Origin of the sequence: Pseudomonas sp. TNT2022 ID1044 (assembly GCF_028656895.1) — a bacterium.
GTDB classification, from domain to species: domain Bacteria; phylum Pseudomonadota; class Gammaproteobacteria; order Pseudomonadales; family Pseudomonadaceae; genus Aquipseudomonas; species Aquipseudomonas reinekei.
In genome coordinates this window covers 181,021-198,639 of sequence record NZ_JAMDHB010000001.1, presented here as the reverse complement: position 1 = coordinate 198,639, position 17,619 = coordinate 181,021, and the positions used below count along the sequence as shown (strand labels likewise).

The 17,619-nt window shown below is 58.4% G+C and carries 16 protein-coding genes; 2 read left to right on the top strand and 14 right to left on the bottom strand.

Annotated features, from left to right (window positions below):
- Positions 1–169: 169 nt before the first annotated feature.
- From M5G20_RS00870 to galE, 6 genes are all read right to left on the bottom strand, one after another.
- A complete protein-coding gene (locus M5G20_RS00870) occupies positions 170–2,248 on the bottom strand; it encodes a YjbH domain-containing protein (RefSeq protein WP_273917482.1) in 2,079 nt (692 codons plus the stop codon).
- Positions 2,245–3,006: a capsule biosynthesis GfcC family protein gene (locus M5G20_RS00865; protein ID WP_273917481.1), complete on the bottom strand. Its 762-nt coding sequence runs from the start codon at positions 3,004–3,006 to the stop codon at positions 2,245–2,247. The genes M5G20_RS00870 and M5G20_RS00865 overlap by 4 nt, the downstream gene beginning before the upstream one ends.
- The gene (locus M5G20_RS00860) at positions 3,003–3,668 is read right to left on the bottom strand and encodes a YjbF family lipoprotein (RefSeq protein ID WP_273917480.1); all 666 of its coding nucleotides are present in this window, start codon (positions 3,666–3,668) and stop codon (positions 3,003–3,005) included. The genes M5G20_RS00865 and M5G20_RS00860 overlap by 4 nt, the downstream gene beginning before the upstream one ends.
- A gap of 11 nt (positions 3,669–3,679) precedes the next feature.
- Positions 3,680–4,741, bottom strand: a complete 1,062-nt coding sequence (locus M5G20_RS00855; RefSeq protein WP_273917479.1) for a polysaccharide biosynthesis/export family protein — start codon at positions 4,739–4,741, stop codon at positions 3,680–3,682.
- 143 nt (positions 4,742–4,884) lie between these two features.
- Positions 4,885–5,121 carry a hypothetical protein gene (locus M5G20_RS00850; RefSeq protein ID WP_150733320.1) on the bottom strand — a complete coding sequence of 79 codons (237 nt, stop codon included), beginning with the start codon at positions 5,119–5,121 and terminating at the stop codon, positions 4,885–4,887.
- Positions 5,122–5,352: 231 nt separating this feature from the next.
- The gene (gene galE, locus M5G20_RS00845) at positions 5,353–6,369 is read right to left on the bottom strand and encodes a UDP-glucose 4-epimerase GalE (protein ID WP_273917478.1); all 1,017 of its coding nucleotides are present in this window, start codon (positions 6,367–6,369) and stop codon (positions 5,353–5,355) included.
- 389 nt (positions 6,370–6,758) lie between these two features.
- Here galE and galU point away from each other — a divergent pair, with 389 nt between their 5' ends.
- Both galU and M5G20_RS00835 read left to right on the top strand, forming a co-directional pair.
- Positions 6,759–7,592, top strand: coding sequence for a UTP--glucose-1-phosphate uridylyltransferase GalU (galU, locus tag M5G20_RS00840; RefSeq protein ID WP_075945961.1), 834 nt, complete (start codon positions 6,759–6,761; stop codon positions 7,590–7,592).
- Positions 7,593–7,655: 63 nt separating this feature from the next.
- Positions 7,656–8,066 (top strand): mannose-1-phosphate guanylyltransferase, encoded by a 411-nt coding sequence (locus M5G20_RS00835; protein WP_273917476.1) that lies wholly within the window; start codon positions 7,656–7,658, stop codon positions 8,064–8,066.
- Positions 8,067–8,081: 15 nt separating this feature from the next.
- Here the strand turns inward: M5G20_RS00835 and M5G20_RS00830 are convergent, their stop codons facing one another.
- The 8 genes from M5G20_RS00830 to M5G20_RS00795 are packed head-to-tail and all read right to left on the bottom strand — an operon-like array spanning position 8,082 to position 17,572.
- Positions 8,082–9,212: an SGNH/GDSL hydrolase family protein gene (locus M5G20_RS00830; RefSeq protein ID WP_273917475.1), complete on the bottom strand. Its 1,131-nt coding sequence runs from the start codon at positions 9,210–9,212 to the stop codon at positions 8,082–8,084.
- Between the two features lie 27 nt (positions 9,213–9,239).
- Positions 9,240–10,277, bottom strand: a complete 1,038-nt coding sequence (locus M5G20_RS00825) for an acyltransferase family protein (RefSeq protein WP_273917474.1) — start codon at positions 10,275–10,277, stop codon at positions 9,240–9,242.
- Between the two features lie 12 nt (positions 10,278–10,289).
- Positions 10,290–11,393, bottom strand: a complete 1,104-nt coding sequence (locus M5G20_RS00820; RefSeq protein ID WP_075945965.1) for a hypothetical protein — start codon at positions 11,391–11,393, stop codon at positions 10,290–10,292.
- On the bottom strand, positions 11,384–12,616 hold the full coding sequence (locus M5G20_RS00815) for a polysaccharide biosynthesis C-terminal domain-containing protein (RefSeq protein ID WP_273917473.1): 1,233 nt from the start codon (positions 12,614–12,616) through the stop codon (positions 11,384–11,386). Before M5G20_RS00815 ends, M5G20_RS00820 begins: the two co-directional genes overlap by 10 nt.
- Positions 12,613–13,725 (bottom strand): polysaccharide pyruvyl transferase family protein, encoded by a 1,113-nt coding sequence (locus M5G20_RS00810; RefSeq protein ID WP_075945967.1) that lies wholly within the window; start codon positions 13,723–13,725, stop codon positions 12,613–12,615. Before M5G20_RS00810 ends, M5G20_RS00815 begins: the two co-directional genes overlap by 4 nt.
- A gap of 15 nt (positions 13,726–13,740) precedes the next feature.
- Positions 13,741–14,823: a glycosyltransferase gene (locus M5G20_RS00805; protein ID WP_150733312.1), complete on the bottom strand. Its 1,083-nt coding sequence runs from the start codon at positions 14,821–14,823 to the stop codon at positions 13,741–13,743.
- Positions 14,824–14,863: 40 nt separating this feature from the next.
- Positions 14,864–17,092: a polysaccharide biosynthesis tyrosine autokinase gene (locus M5G20_RS00800; RefSeq protein ID WP_273917472.1), complete on the bottom strand. Its 2,229-nt coding sequence runs from the start codon at positions 17,090–17,092 to the stop codon at positions 14,864–14,866.
- Positions 17,093–17,131: 39 nt separating this feature from the next.
- Positions 17,132–17,572: a low molecular weight protein-tyrosine-phosphatase gene (locus M5G20_RS00795; RefSeq protein WP_212625173.1), complete on the bottom strand. Its 441-nt coding sequence runs from the start codon at positions 17,570–17,572 to the stop codon at positions 17,132–17,134.
- Between the last annotated feature and the right edge of the window lie 47 nt (positions 17,573–17,619).

Genomic DNA, 17,619 nt, shown 5'->3' with positions numbered 1-17,619 from the left:
CCGACGAACAATTGTAGGAGCAAGCTTGCTCCTACAGAGGATTTGGGTGGGGTTCGATGGTTGTGTCACCGACGAACAATTGTAGGAGCAAGCTTGCTCGCGATAGCGGTGGGTCAGTCAACATCAATGCTGAATGTACCAAAGCCATGGCGAGCAGGCTCCCACAGGGTTACTCGGTGATCTTCTCGAAGTTGCGGTAGAACATGTTGTCGTCGCGGCTGTCGGTCATGGAGTGCAACTGATAGCTGCGGTTGAGTCGCGCACCGCCGTCCCGGGTCAGTGGCGACCAGACGAGGTTGGCGCGGCGCATGGTCGACATACTCATCAACTCGTCGAACGGGATGGACAGGTAGATGCCTTTGTCGAAACTACCTTCGCCATACTCGTTGCCGCTGGCGGTGGTGATCGTCGCCCAGGCGCCAAACCGCACACCGTTGGAAAACTCCCGCGAGATATCCAGCGTGCCGCCCCAGTCACCCGCCAGGTAACGACCGACGCTGACCGCCGCAAGCGTATCGAACGGCAAGTCGGTGTAGCCGGTGATGTGACCCGTGACGATCGAATAATCTCGCAGACCGAAACCCTGATCGAATTCGCGCTGGCGGACATAGTTCAGGTCAGCACCCAGCGACCAGCGCTGGCCGGTCGGGCGAAACAGCACCTCGCCCCCTACCCCGGCGAACATCGACTCCAGATAGCCGCCATAAACCATGCCGTACAGGTCTTTATCCAGCTGCTCGGCGTGACTGACCTGGAACAACGGCATGGTCACTTCGGAGGTTGTCAGGTATTGACGCAAGTCAGTGCGCACACGGGGCAAGCCGCTGGGCGCGTCATAGGTGAACTTGTCAAAGTTGTTCGCCAGATTGGCACTGAGCAATCCGTTCCACCAGGTGTTGCGGTTGAAGCGGTACTCGGCGTCCGCGTCGGCACTGAATTGATAGAGCAAGCCATCCGGGCCGCCGACGTTCTGCTTGAAGCCCAGCCCGACGCCATAGCTGAATGGCTGAGCGGCTTCGGTGTAGAGGGTTTTTTCGTTGTGCGGCATCGCCGGATTGACCTCGGTGGTGCGGTGCAGCGATTGCAATGGCTCCTCGTTGTTGATCACTTCACGGAAGGTTTGTCGCGGCACGCTGGTCTCTTCCAGCGGCAGGTCGTAACGCTTGTTTACCACGGTGAACCAGTCGATATCGTCGTTGACGCTGTTGTCCAGAATCCGGCTCGCGCGCCCCACCGCCTTGGCCGAATGGAAATAGCGCTGCTGTTCGCCATAGACGAACAACTCCGACCCGCGCTGGCTGATGCGCTCGACCTTGTAGCCGGCATTTTGCTGCAGGCGTCGGGACACATCGGCCCAATTGACCTGCTCCATTTCCGTGCTCGGCTTTTTAGCCGGCAACGGTTCGGCCGGTGGGTCGAAATTTTTTGCCGGTGCTTTGCGGCTGACGAAGTTGGTGTGGAAGGTGACACCGAACATGGCGGTGTTGCCGCGCTCCCACGCTGCGCTGACGTCGATCGAGTCGGTCAGTTTGAACACCGCACCGAGGTTGATTGGCGAGTCCTGCTTGATCTCGTTGTCCTTCGGCTCGTGCTTGTAATCGTTGCCTTCGTATTCCAGTTTCAGGCTGAGTCGATCCCATGGCGTCTGGTAGCTCACGCCGCCGAACAGCGAAGGCTTGCCGCGAAAGTACGAACCGGCGTTGACGTCGCCGGTACCTTCGCTTTCGGGCCGGGTGTTGTAGCGGTCAGCGAGCTCGCCCAGCGGGTTGTCGAAGTCGCCGCGATTGCCGATGTAACCCCAGGCAATACCGGCACTGAAATCGAAATTGTCATAGCGCTTGTTGGCGACCACAAACTCACTGGAGAACAGACCCGTACCACCGATGTCTCGAAAGCCCAGCGCCACTTCCGGCGCCCAATGGCTTTCTTCCCAGAGTCGGGCTTTGAGGTCGACCGCCTTGTCCTTGTAGCTCTGGCTGCCACTCAGCGAGTCGGGGCCATAAGGGCGGTTGGTGATGGCGGTATAGCGGAACGAGCCTTCCAGCCATTCAAACGGCTGGAGCGACACGCTGTACCGGCTGTAGGGATCGGTGCGATTGGCATTCACGCTCAACTCACCGGCCGGCAACATTCGCGCGGTCGGCGTTTGCCACAAGCCAGCGCCACCAAAGTCATTCTGAGTAATGCGTGGCTCTGCATGGACCAGACCACACGGCAATAACAATACGGCTGCAAAACGTAAATTCAACGAACCACCTCAGCCAGCTGCGTGGCAATAAATTCGGCCAACTGCTGATTCAGTTCAGGGACAGGCGGATCAAGATCATCATTTTTCACTGGCACCAGAATCTTGCTGCCGGCAACGGGAAAGTGACCGCTCTGGCGATTCCAGTGCGCAATACCGACCCGCCGGACCCCACCGTCGGGCTGAATCAGCCACAGGTAATCGGCCTCGGCATCGTCCAGCGGCGTGCAACCTTGCAGGTACTCGCGAGCCTCCAGTAACGGCTGATAGGGCAAGTGGCAGGTTTGCGCGACAGCACCGAGCACTTCGACTTCATCGACACGTTTCGGGTAAATCAGGCGATCGCCATCGTCGAGACGAATGTTGCGCGCGAAGCCGACTTCCAGCGCGACCGGATCAAGATTGGCGATCTGCCGCCCGGTGACCGGCATCTGCCGCACTTGCTCAGACAAACGCAGTGCCAGCGCTGCACGGCCTGGTTTGTCGAAGAGCGAAGCCATGCGCTGCAATACGTCCAGATCAAACAACACGCCCGCCTTGAGCCGCGCCTGCTCTTCCAGCAACGACTGACGCAACAAGACACCCGCCAGCCAATACCCTTCGGCATTGGGCACGGCCACGCTGATCACATCGAGCAAGCGCCCGCCGGCCGGCAACTCGACCGGCCCGGGGTTGGCGACGTCACCGCTGACAGTGACCGCTGCCTGACTGAAGCTGGTGATCAACAGTAAACACGCCGATAGCGTTCTCAGGCGCTTCACGGGACATGCCTGCGGTCGGGGGTCAGTTGCACGATCCTGACGCGCAACTGCGACGTCAGTTGTTGCTCGCTCTGCAAAATGAAACCGTCGACGGGATCGACCCAATAACGATTGGTCGCCCGCAGGCCGATGGCCGGGGCATCAATCTGCTCATCGACACGCAGCACGCTGTATTCCTTGTTGAGAATGGTCAAGGTATCCATGGATTTTCGGGAGAAGCGACTGTTAACGATCACCCCCACTTCCTGGCCCTTGTAGAGATCGATCCAGCGCCGGGAGGTGTAGCCATCGGCGACTTGATGAAGGCCTTGCTTGAACGGTGAGGTATCCGATAGACGCGTGCCGTCCAGGTCACCCTCCAGGCCCAGGCCAATGCTGCGCACGGCAAGGCCATTGCGCAGCAGCAACACTTGTTTGCCGGAGGCGACCCAGAACTGCAGGTCTTCACGCTCGCGCACCAGCGCCAACACCCCGGAGCCGGTCGGCGTGGTCAGTTTGATCTGCGGATAGTTGACCTCCGCCACCTGGGCCGGGGTCACGTCCAGCTCATCCGGTCCGATCACCGCCGACTTGAGGTTGTTCAACGAAGCGCTCATCAGCGGGTTGCAGCCACACAACAACAGGGCCGCGCTCAGGCAGACGCCAACTTTCAACGTGTTCACAGTCGGCGACCTTATTTGCTGTTGTTACTGTATTCGCTCCAGTTCTTCGCAGCGGAAGCACCCGTACCGACAATCGACGCCGATGGCACCAATTGGCTGATGAAGCGGTTCCAGCGAGTCACATTGGCAGGCCCGACATAGACAACGTCCTGAGGGCGCACTTCGAAGTGCGTGGCGAGCGCCATGGCTGTCGGCGATTCAGCGTTCAACTGGTAGATCTTCGCCGGCTCCACGTCCAGGTTTTCAACCCCGCGGATGACGTACACCGCGTTGCCGTTGGAAGTGGTCTGGCTCAAGCCGCCGACCGAGCCGAGGACATCAGACAGGTTCATGGTGGCGGTCTTGAAGCTCAATGCGCGCGGCTGGTTGACCTCGCCCATGACGTAGATACGCTTGTTGTCGTTGTACGGCAGATACAACTGATCGCCACCCTTGAGATAGACGCCCTGCAACTCGGAATCCTGGTGGTTGAGCGAGTCGAGATTGAGCGGATACACCCGGCCGTTGCGCGTCAGCGTCAGGCCGGACAAGTCAGCGTTGTTGGTATCGATGCCGGCGGAACCGAGGGCCTCGACCACGCTCAGCGGATTGGTGGAAATCGCTTGCGGACCGCCCTTGGTCACGGCACCAGTCACGACGACTTTCTGACTGGCGAAACGCAGCACCGCGACATCTACCTGCGGCTCGGCGATGAAGGCCGACAGCCGTTGCTCGATGTCTGCGCGCAGTTGCTGGATCGTACGCCCGGCAGCCTGGACTTCCTTGATGTACGGGTAATACAGCGTGCCGTCGGAGCGCACCAGCCGGCCGTTGGCATCGATCTGTTGTTGCGCGCCGGACGGGGCTGTCAGCTCAGGGTGATCCCAGACCGTGATGTACAAGACATCGTTGTTACCGATGCGGTACTCGGGCGGAGTCGCCAACAGCTCCGCCGGCAGCGACTCACGCTTTTGCGTGGCGCGGGTGGTGGAAATCAGCTTGGGGGTAATCGGGATCAGCTCGACCCGGCTGCTTTCACTGGCCCCTTGGCGGGTGATGTCACTGGTGCTCAGGTATTGGCCGGGGGAAAACATGCAACCTTGTAAAGCGAGACTTGCCAACATTAAAAGAGAAAAACTACGAGTCATAATGGCACTACGCTATTCAAGGGCGAATCTAAAAAGAAGTCACCCGACTTGCGTCGGGCGACCCTGTACTGCACTAACAAAAACGTCTGTTAGTTATGCGTGCCGGTGGTACCGGTGGTACCGGTCGTACCGGTGGTACCGCCGTTGGCACTGCCACCGCTATTGGACGCCGCTATTGCACTGGCAACCATTGCAGTACTCGCTGCAGGGGCTTGAGAAGCCGCTACACTGCCACCTACATTGGTCACCGCGGTCAGCGGCGTTTCAGCTGCGGCAGCCCAGTTGCTGAACATCGTCAACAAGGCAATCGCCATCACTTTTTTCATATCAACTCCTTTCTAACATTCGACCCGATTAAAACCGGATGTTCCGTTAGAGTTGGTAGAGTTCAAGTCGCGAAAAGTGCGAACAAGATCCGTCATTCATTCACAGTCCTACCTGACTGATAAACGTCAAACGGCAGGTTTATATCTACGGACATGCAAAAGGCATTTCCAGTGTATTTTCCCGACGTTATCTAACAACCTGACTGGAAATAACATTAGGCCAAAACGACATCATCCGAGATAACCCTTGGGATGATTCGATTGCCAGCGCCAGGTGTCGGCCATCATTTCCTGCAAATTGCGCGTCGCCTTCCAGCCCAGCTCTTTCGCTGCCTTGGAAGGGTCGGCCCAGCTCTGGGCAACATCACCCGAACGACGCGGCATCATGCGAAACGGCACCGGTTGCCCACTCGCCTCCTCGAAAGCCCGCAGCACTTGCATCACGCTGTAGCCATCGCCCGTACCGAGATTCCAGGTGTGGATACCGGTGCGCCCGGCGATGGACTGCAATGCCTTGAGGTGCCCGTCCGCCAGGTCCACGACGTGGATGTAGTCACGTACGCCAGTGCCGTCGACCGTGGGGTAATCGTTACCGAAGATCGACAACTCCTGCAGGCTGCCGACCGCCACCTGGCTGATATAAGGCACCAGGTTATTGGGAATACCGTTGGGGTCTTCCCCCATGTGACCACTGTCGTGAGCGCCGATCGGGTTGAAGTAGCGCAACAGGGCGATGCTCCAGCGCGGTTCGGCGAGGCTCAGGTCGCGCAGCACGTTTTCGACGATCAGCTTTGATTGGCCATAGGGGTTGGTCGGGTTGCCTGTCGGGAAATCTTCGCGGATCGGCATCTGCTCCGGCGCGCCATAGACCGTGGCCGATGAGCTGAACACCAGACGAAACACCCCGGCAGCGGCCATCGCCTGGCACAGCGTGATGCTGCCGCTGACATTGGTCTCGTAATACTCCAGCGGCTTGCGCACGCTCTCACCCACCGCCTTGAGCCCGGCAAAATGCAGGACCGCATCAATGGCGTGCTCACGAAAAATCCGGTCCAGCAAAGCCCGATCGCACACATCGCCGCGAATCATCAGTGCACGCTTGCCGCATATGGCTTCCACGGCATGCAAGGCCGCATCGCTGCTGTTGCAAAGATTATCCAGCACTACAACTTCATAGCCTGCTTCAAGCAGTGCGAGTGTGGTGTGCGAGCCGATATATCCGGCTCCACCCGTTACCAGAATTTTCATAGTGCGGTCCATAGAGAGATAAGTACTCAGTAGCGTGTCAAGCCCCATGTATTGAAGATGCGTGGTGAACCACACAAATAAGGGCGACAACAACCTAAAACAAATTTAGTTCAACGACTGGCAATAAATATTTTTGCAGGTCAAACTGTATTGCCCGGTACTTATTAGCACTCCGATGCTTTCCTCACTATCAACAGATACCGACTAAAAATAACTAACAACTAACAAGCCGACATCTCATAACATTGGCGCATTCTGCGCACACTGCTAATTGCCATTAACAACCCGACTCGGGTATTAAAGTACTCCTTCAATAATCATTGAACTTGCAATCACTTGTTATTGCGCGCAGCCGTTAATGGTGCGCCGTGACTGTCCAGGATACTTTTATGATTCGTAAATGTTTGTTCCCCGCTGCCGGCTACGGCACGCGTTTCTTGCCGGCCACTAAAGCCATGCCCAAGGAAATGCTGCCGATCGTCAACAAGCCGTTGATCGAGTACGCCGTTGAAGAAGCACGGGACGCCGGCCTGCAGCACATGGCAATCGTGACCGGTCGGGGCAAGCGCGCACTGGAAGACCACTTCGACATCAGCTATGAACTTGAGCACCAGATTCGTGGCACCGAGAAAGAGAAATTCCTCGCTGGCACCCGCGAACTCATCGACACCTGCACCTTCTCCTATACCCGTCAGGTCGAGATGAAGGGCCTGGGTCACGCGATTCTCAGTGGCCGCCCGCTGATCGGTGATGAACCCTTCGCCGTGGCGCTGGCCGATGACCTGTGCCTGAACCTGCAAGGTGACGGCGTGCTCACGCAAATGATCCAGCTCTACAAGAAATTCCGCTGCTCGATCGTGGCCATTCAGGAAGTGCCACACGACCAGACCCACAAGTACGGCGTGATCGCTGGCGAGCTGATCTCCGAAGGCATCTACCGGGTCAACAACATGGTGGAAAAACCCAGCCCGCAAGACGCGCCATCCAACCTGGCGATCATCGGCCGCTACATCCTGACGCCGGATATTTTTGATCTGATCGCCGACACCCAACCTGGCAAAGGTGGGGAAATCCAGATCACCGACGCGTTGATGAAACAGGCGCAGAACGGTTGCGTGCTGGCCTACAAGTTCAAAGGCATGCGCTTCGATTGCGGCGGCGCCGAGGGTTATCTCGAGGCGACCAATTTCTGCTACGACAACGTGTACCTCAAGGGCCTTTGACGACCCACCCTGACTCATTGCTGCACGCACAATCACGCCCACTTTTCACTCAGGCAGGCCATCATGAACAATGCAAAACACTCGGCAGACATTGAACTGGAGGTGGGCAACCTCGGCGTGATGACCTGGTTATCGCGCCATCAGCCGCTACCCAGCGCGAACGAGCCATGGTTGGGCACCACGCTGTTGGTGGAGCGGATCGGCATGTTTCCCTCATCGGGCGACATCCGCCGCCCGCTACGCGACCCCTACCCTCTCCTCGCCCACTTGAAAAAGCTCTATGGCGAGCAGGCTCTGGAAGTGGATGACCGCGATGGTCTCAAAGTAATTTTCAGTGACTGGCGGTTCCGGGTTCGCATTTGCTGCAACGACCCGGCCATCATCATCAATGTGGAAACCCGTTGCGCGACACAATTGATGCCGCTCAAAACCGCAGAGCTGCTAAGTCACCTGGACGCCTTCGAGAAACGCTGAACACTGCGCCAGCGCCTACTTCAAGCCCCAATCGCAGCGCTCCTGCCCGCCCACCATCCAGCGATAGAAGTAATCGGCAATCAGCCGTCCACCCGTGGCCGGAACCGGATGAATCTTGTCCGGACCGATCATGGAGGCGGCGTAGCGTTTGACGTCGCTGCCGAACGCGCACTGCAGATCGGCGTAACCGAGATGCTCCGCGCGCGCCCATGGCTCCAACACCTGCGCATACGCCGACATCGGATAGGCACTGGAGCGTGTGGTTTCCTGTCGCAGGATCAGGTTGACGCTCGCCGCCGGCTGGATCTCGCGAATCATCCCCACCAGCCCTTGAACGTTTTTCAGATACTGCTCGGGCTTCACGCCGAAGCCCTGATCGTTGCCCCCGAGCATGATCAGATAAATGTCCGCCGGGATCTTCGACACCACCGCTTTCCACTGCGTCTGCCAGGGGCTGTCGCTGTGGTAGAAGTCAGCGGACGCCGCGCCGGACGCCGCCAGTTTGGAAACCCGCACGCCGCCCTGATCGTTGCTCATCCACAGGCCGAACAGAGTCGGCGCGCCTTTCACCACCTCCAGCCTGAACGCCCAGTCCGCTGCCTGTGATGCGTCGGGCAACGGCACTTCCTGCACCCCAGAGCCGCCGAGCGTCAAGGGTCGCCAGTCTTGCGATGGCGTCCAGCGATAGCGAATCTCGCTGGGCTCGCCGTTGCCCAGGTAAAGCAATTTTGCCTGGGTAACAGCGGTGTTGATCGACGGCGTCGGGCTGGCATCGATCTGCAGCCAGGCGCCGGGGCGCCCCGTCACCGTGCGGCTGTCGGGGCTGGCCTGGCCGAGGCCGGACACCTGCCAGTCGCCGCCAAAATACTTTTCGCTGCTGCGGGTGTACTTGAAATGCGTACCGCCAAGGGCCGCACCGTGGTTGAAGCCGACGTAGCCAGGGCCGGCAAACCCGACCTCCCCGGACACGCGCTGCACCAGTTTATTCAGATAGAAATCCTGCCCGGCGCTGTAGCTGTCGCCGATCACCGAGATCGACAGAACCTTGCCTGCCTTGCCTTCGCGCCACTGAGCAAAACGCTCGCGGGCGTCACCCACCTCGACCACCGACGCCGCAACAGGCTGGACGTCATCAACTGCCAACATGCGCTGCTTCCTTCCCTCGGACAATCATCAAGTCTGCGCCACCGGAGCGATGTTCGCCGGGGCTTTTTTGCTCGCTGCGCGTTCGCCGAGAAACAGCACGGAGGTGAAGTTGAACCGACTGAAAATCATCGACAACACCACCGGCCCGAGCAAACCACTGGCCACGCCACCGAACACCAGAAGGCTTTCATCCTTCACGCCCAACCGCCCCAAGACAAACCGCGAAGTGGCCGCGAACAGTACATGGAACAGGAAGATCGCATAGGAATAACCGCCCAGCCAGGTCAACCACTTCGAGCGCACGTCACTGGACAGCAACGCGATGCAGGACACGCAGCCCACCGTCAAACCGATCAGGCTGCGACGATCGACGATCAGCTCGCGATCCACCGCCGCCACGTACAGCAGCGTCAGCGAGATCACCACGAACAACAGCGGACCGATCATCTTGAACCGCTGCTTCAATGCCTCGACGTTTTCCTGGCCAATCATCCCCGCCACAAAGAACGGCAGCAGGTAGATCGCGCCGTTGATGCCGAACGCATCGACCTTGAACGGCGGCAACAGGAACACCACCGCCGCAAAGGCAAACAACAAGTACAAACGCGTCGCCGATCGCAGCAATCCACGCCACTCCAGCAAGCCGACGAACATGAAAATGATGAACACCGCCTGCAGGAACCAGAAGTGGTTGATCGGCACCCAGAACGACAACAACGCGTCGATCACACTGACGTCCTTGTTCACCCCCGGGCCAACCGCTTGCAATACGGAAAACGGCACGCCCACGCAAAACAGCGGCACGATCAACCGTCGCACCTTGCCGCTGAAGAACGCTGGAAAATCATTGCCGCGGATTTTGTAGATGGAATAGATGTAGCCCGAGATGAAGGTGAACAGCGGCATGCGCACGTACACCATCGAGTCGGCGATCACCCGGAACGGCGAGCCCAGGTCAATTTTCAAACCGCCGCCCAACGGGCCGATGACGTGGTAGAGCACCAGCAACAGGCACGCCAGGCCACGCAGGGTTTCTATCTCCAGGGACTTTTTTTTGCTCGACATAAAGCACCTGCCTCAATTCAGTATTCTTGATTCAACCTGCACCGGTTTGTTGGCCCGCAGCATCAATCCCAGGCCGACAAACAGCACCGGCACCACCATGGAAAAGTGCCGGGCGAAGGAGCCGAAATCCGGTTCGAACAAGCCTTGCACCAGCAAAAACGCCAGCGGAATCGCGATCAGTTCCTTGGGTTTGGTCTGGATCGGTGCGCCTTTGTAATCGGTCGAGGTGATGACTTTGAACAGCAGCAACGCGGTCATGATCATCAACGCCACGAAGATCACCTGGCCCGGTCCGGACAGCAGGATCAGCTCCACGGGAAACGACAGCCGGAAGAAGATGATCATCGAGTCCAGGGCCTGCGAGACAAAATCGCTGCCGCTGAGCCACGAGACGATCAACGACTTCGACCCCTCCTCACCCGCCGTTCGCAGTTCGTTGTTACTGGCGCGAATCGACGACACCGGAAACCCGAGCGCCACCTGGATCGCCATGGCGACCGCCAGGTAGAACAGGAACAGCATCAGGAAGAAAGTGAAGCGCGAGACGTACTTCTTCATCACGCAGACGCCGACCCAGGACAGTGAAAACAGAATCCAGTAAGGCCGGATCAGCACGCCGTAGATCACCGCCGAGAGGAAAAACCCGCCGCGATATTTGTGCGTCAACGAGCTGAGCAAAATGCTCAACACCGCTACCGACACAATGATTTCCTTGGTCAGGTTCTCAAGGAAAAACGAGCGAACGATGCCCCACAGACACAGGGTGCCGAAGATCGCCAACGGCATGCGGCGGAATACCACCACCGGAATCGCCGTGAGGAAAAAATTGCAGAACATGCCGTAGGCCCAGGCATTGGTCAGGTTGATCCCGGTGGGCCGCAGCAGAAAGGCCGAGCACTCATAAGAAGAGCGATCCGGCGAGAACGGGTTCCAGAAGTTGCAGTTGTCGGCGCGCGCATAGGACGACCACAACGTCATGGCATCCGGGCCGGGATCACGCGGGACCAACAGTGGCATGGCCACCGACAGAAACAACCCGGTGAACAGGATCAGAAACGAAATCGACGAGTCGAGTTTCTTGCCGCGAAACTCGATGCACGGCAGCTTCAGGCCCATGACAGAGCAGCCTTTTTCGCGCCGGTCACACGGGTCAGCAGAGCAATCGCAGCGAGCTGCACAACGATCGCGAAGACGTTGCCCCAGGCAGCACCGTAGATCGAATAGTGTTTGATCAGCAGGTAGCTGACCGGCACTGAAACCAGCAGGCAGATGACCGCGCTCGCCAATGACACCCGACTGTTTTTTGAGGCGATCAACCCACCCCAGACGATGTCGCCGATGGCGCGCAGGGCGAAGGAAAATATCAACACGCCGAGGATGGCGTTGTCCGGCCGCGGCACTGCCGCGCCAACGTAATCAAGGACGACATTGAAAAACAGATAAATCAGCACCGCCACCGCGGCAGACACCACCAGCGAGCGCATGACCCATTTGTTGACGAACAACTGCCTGACCGTGAACGGCTGTTGATCCGCCTGAAAACGCTTGGCCAGCACCGGAATTCCGACCACCGCCACCACCGCGTAGGACAACGCTTGCAAGGTGTTGGCCGCCGACCACGCGTACACATATTTACCGAGGCTGGCGTAGGGTTCCAGATCGATGATCAGAAAGCGCTCGGCATACTGGCTCAACGCGATCAACCCGGTGCCGAGATAGAACGGCAACCCGGCTTTCCACACGGTGGCCGTGGCCAGCGAGCCGGCCTCCCGGCCTTTGTGCACGTGCACCACAATCAGGTAACCGGCGATGATCACCAGCACGTTGGCGGCTACCCAGAGCCACAGTACGCTGGCAATCCCGGACACCCAGCCCAGCATCATCCCGCCTACCGCCAGCACGGCCCAAAGGCCGGTCTTGACGAAAAACAGCAGCGCACCCGCCGTGGCTTTCTGCGCGGAAAACACGAAGGAATTGATTTCGAAAGACAGGTGTTCGGTCAGCAGAACCAGCGTCACGCAGAGGATCAGCGCAGTCGTTGCCTCGACTTGCTGGAACAGCGAGTAAATCAGCACCGTCACCACCGACAGTACTAACCCTACCGCGAGATACAGCAGCAAAACCTTGTCGACCACCCGCCGCGAAGTCCCCCCGACGCTGATCAACCGATTGATCTCGGAACTGAACCCGACGCTGTAGAACTTCGAAGCGATCAACGAAGCCGCGACCACCACGCCATAAAAGCCCAGCGCCTCATAGCCCAGGTAATGGGTGATGGCCAACACCAGCAAAAACTTCGCGCCTAATGCCCCGCCGCGAAGCAACAGCCGAAATATCATCGAACGACACCTTTGATGATGTCGTCCATGGCCACGGTTTTCGCTTCGATCTCGCGACAGGTGTCGGTCAGACGTTTGCCGAAACCGGACAGTGCGTTCGGTGCGTAGACCGTGTTGATAATGGTATCGACATCAATGTCGCCGCCGTTGATCACCCAGTCTTCCACGCCCATGTCCTGATAGGCGCCGAAGCCTTTGCGTTCGTAGCTGATGTGGTACGCCGGAACGCCGCTGAGCAGCGATTCGATGGCGCCATGCAGGCGCACGGAAATCACCAGGTCCGGCTGATACTTGGCCAGCGTCGCCTTCAACGGCAGCAGGTCTTCGGTAATGCCCAACTCGCGGTAGAACGCGCCGTCATCGTTACCACGCACCGCGCTTTGCACCGCGCAAACCACTTTGCTCTTGTTCTTCAAGCGCTGTAGCAGCAACTTCAGGTTGGCCACATAAGCGACCTTCTTTTCCTTGCTCCACTCCGGCGGCTTGCGCAGCACCACACACACCGTGGCCGGCGACGAAGCGCAGCGGGTGAACTTGGGTTGCTGGAGGATTTTGCTCGCCAGGGACTGGACCGCCAGATCCGGCGCACGGTAGACATTTTCGCAGGCATCGAAAATCGCCGACGACCTGTTGTCACGCACAAACACCGCATCGGCGCTGGCGTAATGCTCGACGATCTTGCTGCTCTCGCCGTGGAACGGGCCAATGCTTTGCGGCAGGTAGACCGACGGCACTTTGCTGAGAATCGCGGTTTCCAGTTGCTTGGCGTGACCGAGTTTCAACTTGATGTGTTCGAAGGCGCTTTTCGAGCGCATGTATCCGCCACCGACGCCGACGATCAGATCGGTTTTCTTCAACAGATCGGCAAGTCCGGCGTAGGACTGGTTGAGGAATACCGCTTGCTTGACCCGGCCCAAACCCTTGGCCGCCATCACTGGCGCGTCAAAGCGCGGGTGCGGCAAGTAGCTGAAGGATTCTGGATCGGAGGCCACGACACTGATCGCGGTGTCGTCGCCAAAGTTTCGCTGCACCAAGGCAATGGCCAGATCCACGAGCAGACCGTCACCGGAGTTGGACGCACTGTAGCCATGCAAAATCGTTACGTTCATATGCTTGAGATCTACTTAAAAAGAGGGGGCGCGATACAGGTCATAGGTCTGGCGGATCATCAACGCGGCGCTGAAACGCTCGCGGACGATGCTGCGCCCTTCGCTGCCAAGGTCGAGCAACCGCGGCTTCTGGATTTTCTTCAGCACATCGGCCAGCGCCTGGTGATCCCCGCTGGGGAAGACGTAGCCGGACACCTCGTTGGTGACCAGCTCGGGCAGCGACGTGCAGTTACTGGCAATCACCGGCAAGCCCATGGCCATGCCTTCCAGCGGCACCATGGCAAAACCTTCCCAGCGACTCGGCACGATCAGCGCATCGGCTTTTCGATACAGCGCCTGGACTTCGCTCGGTGTCACCCACGGCAGGTATTCAACCCCTTCCATCGGCGGACACTCGACCGAATCTTCGTTCACGGCACTGCCCACTACAGTCAGTTTCAAATCGCTGCGCTGGACGTTGGCGAACGCCTTGAGCAACACGTCGAAGCCTTTCTGGTAGTCGAGACGGCCGACAAACAGCAGATGAATCGGTTCGGGATTGCTCGCTTTGGCCGCTTCGTCCCGATGATGAATACCGTTGTAGATCAGCTTCATGCGCTTGCGCTGAATGCCGAATCGCGCGGCTTTATCCAGCTCGTACTGGCTGACGCAAATGATCACATCAGTGACCTTCTGCAACACCCGCTCGATCCACGCATAGACTTTCTGCTTGGTCGGCGAGCTTTCCATCAGGAACGAAAAGGCATGCGGGCAGTAAACGATTTTCGGCTTGCGCCAAGGTCGCAACATCACGCACACGCATCGCCCGATAACGCCGGAAAAAGTGCTGTGCAAATGCACGACATCGGGTTTTTCCTTGAGCATCACCTGGGTCAACCGCCAGGCGAAGCGCAGCAACGACGGGACATTGCGCCCGGTCCGGGCGAAGGTGCGGACCTGTTGCGCGGCAATCCCGTGCAGTTCCTTTTCCTGATCCTCCGGGACCAGATAGACCAGCTCATAGTTGGCCGCGTCGCCTTCGGGCGAAGCCGAAATCGTGCGGATCACCGTCGCGACGCCACCTTTGATTGTCTCAGCCACGTGCAATATTTTTTTCACAAGTCACCCACTTCAAACATGAAAGAAAAATCGCTGACACTCAGGATTTGTCGGACGCGTATTCGTAGTTGTAATAGCCGTAGCCGCCGTTGCCGTAGTAGCTGGCCGCGCGCTTCTCGACACCGTTGAACACCGCGCCCTTCAACTCGATGCCGTTCTGGGCGAAGCGACGAATCGTCAGTTCGATCTCTTTGGCCGGGTTCACCCCGAAGCGCGTGACAATCAGGCTGATGCCCGCTTCACGACCGACAATCGCCGCATCGGTCACGGCCAGTAGCGGCGGCGTATCGATGATCACCAGGTCATACCGCTCGCTGAGTTGCGCCAGCAGTTCGCGGAAGTTGGCGTGCATCAACAGCTCGGAAGGATTGGGCGGAACCTGACCACGGCTGATGAAATGCAGGTTGTCGACTTCGACTCTATTGATCGCCTGCTCGATGCTGCAGCGCTTGACCAGCAGATCGGACAAACCATTGGTAATCGGTGTGTTCAGGGTTTTATGCAGATGGCCCTTGCGCATGTCGGCGTCGATCAGCACCACGCGCTGTCCGCTTTGCGCCATGACTGCCGCGAGGTTGGAAGAAACGAAGGTCTTGCCGACCTGCGGGCTCGGGCCGGAAATCATGATGCGGTTGTTGGTCGAATCAAGCCCGGCAAAGTGCAGGCAGGTGCGCAAGCTGCGAATCGACTCGATGGACAGATCCGTCGGGTTGCGCAGGGCCAGCAGGTAGGCCGGTTTGTCCACGCCGTCGCGGGCGCGACCTTTTTTGCTGTCCTCTTCCTGCTGCAACGCGCTGTAGGGAATCGACGCGTACACCGGCAAGCCGAGTTGCTCGATGGCTTCCGGCCCTTCCAGCCCGCGACTCAGGGATTTGCGCAGCAACACCAGCGCAACCCCGAAAAACGCACCGAGGAAGGTTGCGATCAGCACGATCAAGGCTTTCTTCGGTTTGACCGGGCTGGTCAGATCGACGTCCGCGCTGTCGATCAAGCGCACATTGCCCACTGCCCCGGCCCGGACAATGTCCAGTTCCTGGGATTTGTTCAGCAGTTGCGTGTAGATCTGCGACGCCACTTCCACATCGCGGGTCAGGTTCAGCAACTCTTGTTGCGTGGCGGGCAAATCCTGGGCCTTGCTCTCCAGCGCCTTCTGTTGCTGGGTCAGCTCGCCGAGCTGGGTCATCAGCGCGCGATACGCCGGGTGCTGCCTGGTGAACTTGCGGTCCAGTTCCGCCTGTTGCATTTTCAGCTCGGAGATCCGCGTGTCCAGGCTGACGACCTGTTCCAGCACCGATTGGGTCTCGAGGGAAATATTGACCGTTTTGCCACGGGTTTGATAACTGTTGAGCGCGTCGCTGGCCTTGGCCAGATCACGCTTGACCTGGGGCAACTGGCCCTGCAGGAATTGCAGGCTCTGCGCCGCTTCCGCCGAGGTGCGCTGCACGTTCTGCTGCACATACAACGCCGCGATTTTGTTGAGGATTTTCACTGCCTCGGCCGCGTCGGGGCTCGCCAGGGCCAAACGGATGATTCCCGACTCCTTGCCTTGCTCGGAAATATCCAGTGCATCCTGGTACCCCTGGATGGTCACGATCCGTGGATTGCGCACCACTTCAAAACGGGTGCCAGGGTTCGCCGACAGCTGAGCGATCAAGCCCTCTACCCCGTCCTGGACGAACGCCTGTCCAGCGACGCCTTCCACCAACAGGTTGTCGTTTTCATCGAACAACTGAAATCGTTGCTGCTCACCGGCAACCAGCGTGAGTTTCTTGCCCAGCAGGTCTTTGGGCAGATTGAGCCGGGTGATCTCCAGGCGTTCACCACCCCAGGCGTAGCTGTTGAGACCGAAACGCGGCGCCGCGACACTGAACTCGGTCTCGCCGCGATAACGCCGGGCGAAGAAGCCGCCAATCACCGGGAAGGTGTTGGGCGTGACGTCGATATCAAGGCGCAGGTCATCGACCGTTTTGCCGATCACCGCGCGGGACTTGATGATGCCGATCTCGGTCACCGAGGGCGATTGCCCTCCGAGCATGCTGTTGAGATCGGAGAACCCGAGCATGTCGTTCTTCTTCGGTTCGACCTGCACCAGCGCGTTCGCCAGGTACACCGGCGTCGCCAATACCGCATAGGCAACGCCGGTCACCATGAAGGCGCCGGTGAGCGCGCCGATCAACCATTTCTGATCGATCAAACTGCCAAATATGCCGAGAAGATCAATACTGTCTTGATCGTTGTCACGGGTGCCGATTACGGACGGTAACTGCATAAGTCTGTTCTTACCATTCATTGATCTGAAGAATATTTATCAACGCGCGAGGCGTTGCGCCCATGAGCTAACAGCATCTTCAATCAATGCATGGGCATGAATAAAAGCGGCCTTGCCTTGACGATAAGGGTCTTGTATTTCGCGCTCGCTCTGCCACTTACCGAGCAGAAACACTTTGCCCCTCGCGTGAGAGGCAATCTTCAATACTTGTTTTACATGCTCTTTTTCCATGACCAGAATCAGGTCTGCTTCATTGACGATGTCCGGTGTCAATTGCCGCGCTGTGAACGCTTCGGCGCAGTGCCCATGGTCTTCGAGAATTTGCCGGGCCGACGCTTCCATGGACTCGCCAACCCTTGCGGACAGGCCTGCGGAGGTCACCGTGATCGCTGAAGAGGCCAGCGCGTTACGCAGCAAAAGCTCTGCTGTCGGACTTCGGCATATATTGCCCACGCAGACGACAAGGATCTTTCTGAACAAGGTTTTACTTTCCCGTGTAATGTCAAACGGCCAACATATCGAGAGGA

What these genes read in the sequence shown, in the direction of transcription:
- M5G20_RS00835 (WP_273917476.1), top strand. Translation starts at nt 7,656, where the DNA reads ATGAACAATGCAAAACACTCGGCAGACATTGAACTGGAGGTGGGCAAC.
- M5G20_RS00810 (WP_075945967.1), bottom strand. Translation starts at nt 13,725, where the DNA reads ATGAACGTAACGATTTTGCATGGCTACAGTGCGTCCAACTCCGGTGAC.
- galE (WP_273917478.1), bottom strand. Translation starts at nt 6,369, where the DNA reads ATGAAAATTCTGGTAACGGGTGGAGCCGGATATATCGGCTCGCACACC.
- M5G20_RS00855 (WP_273917479.1), bottom strand. Translation starts at nt 4,741, where the DNA reads ATGTTTTCCCCCGGCCAATACCTGAGCACCAGTGACATCACCCGCCAA.
- M5G20_RS00850 (WP_150733320.1), bottom strand. Translation starts at nt 5,121, where the DNA reads ATGAAAAAAGTGATGGCGATTGCCTTGTTGACGATGTTCAGCAACTGG.
- M5G20_RS00815 (WP_273917473.1), bottom strand. Translation starts at nt 12,616, where the DNA reads ATGATATTTCGGCTGTTGCTTCGCGGCGGGGCATTAGGCGCGAAGTTT.
- galU (WP_075945961.1), top strand. Translation starts at nt 6,759, where the DNA reads ATGATTCGTAAATGTTTGTTCCCCGCTGCCGGCTACGGCACGCGTTTC.
- M5G20_RS00800 (WP_273917472.1), bottom strand. Translation starts at nt 17,092, where the DNA reads ATGCAGTTACCGTCCGTAATCGGCACCCGTGACAACGATCAAGACAGT.
- M5G20_RS00825 (WP_273917474.1), bottom strand. Translation starts at nt 10,277, where the DNA reads ATGTCGAGCAAAAAAAAGTCCCTGGAGATAGAAACCCTGCGTGGCCTG.
- M5G20_RS00830 (WP_273917475.1), bottom strand. Translation starts at nt 9,212, where the DNA reads ATGTTGGCAGTTGATGACGTCCAGCCTGTTGCGGCGTCGGTGGTCGAG.
- M5G20_RS00820 (WP_075945965.1), bottom strand. Translation starts at nt 11,393, where the DNA reads ATGGGCCTGAAGCTGCCGTGCATCGAGTTTCGCGGCAAGAAACTCGAC.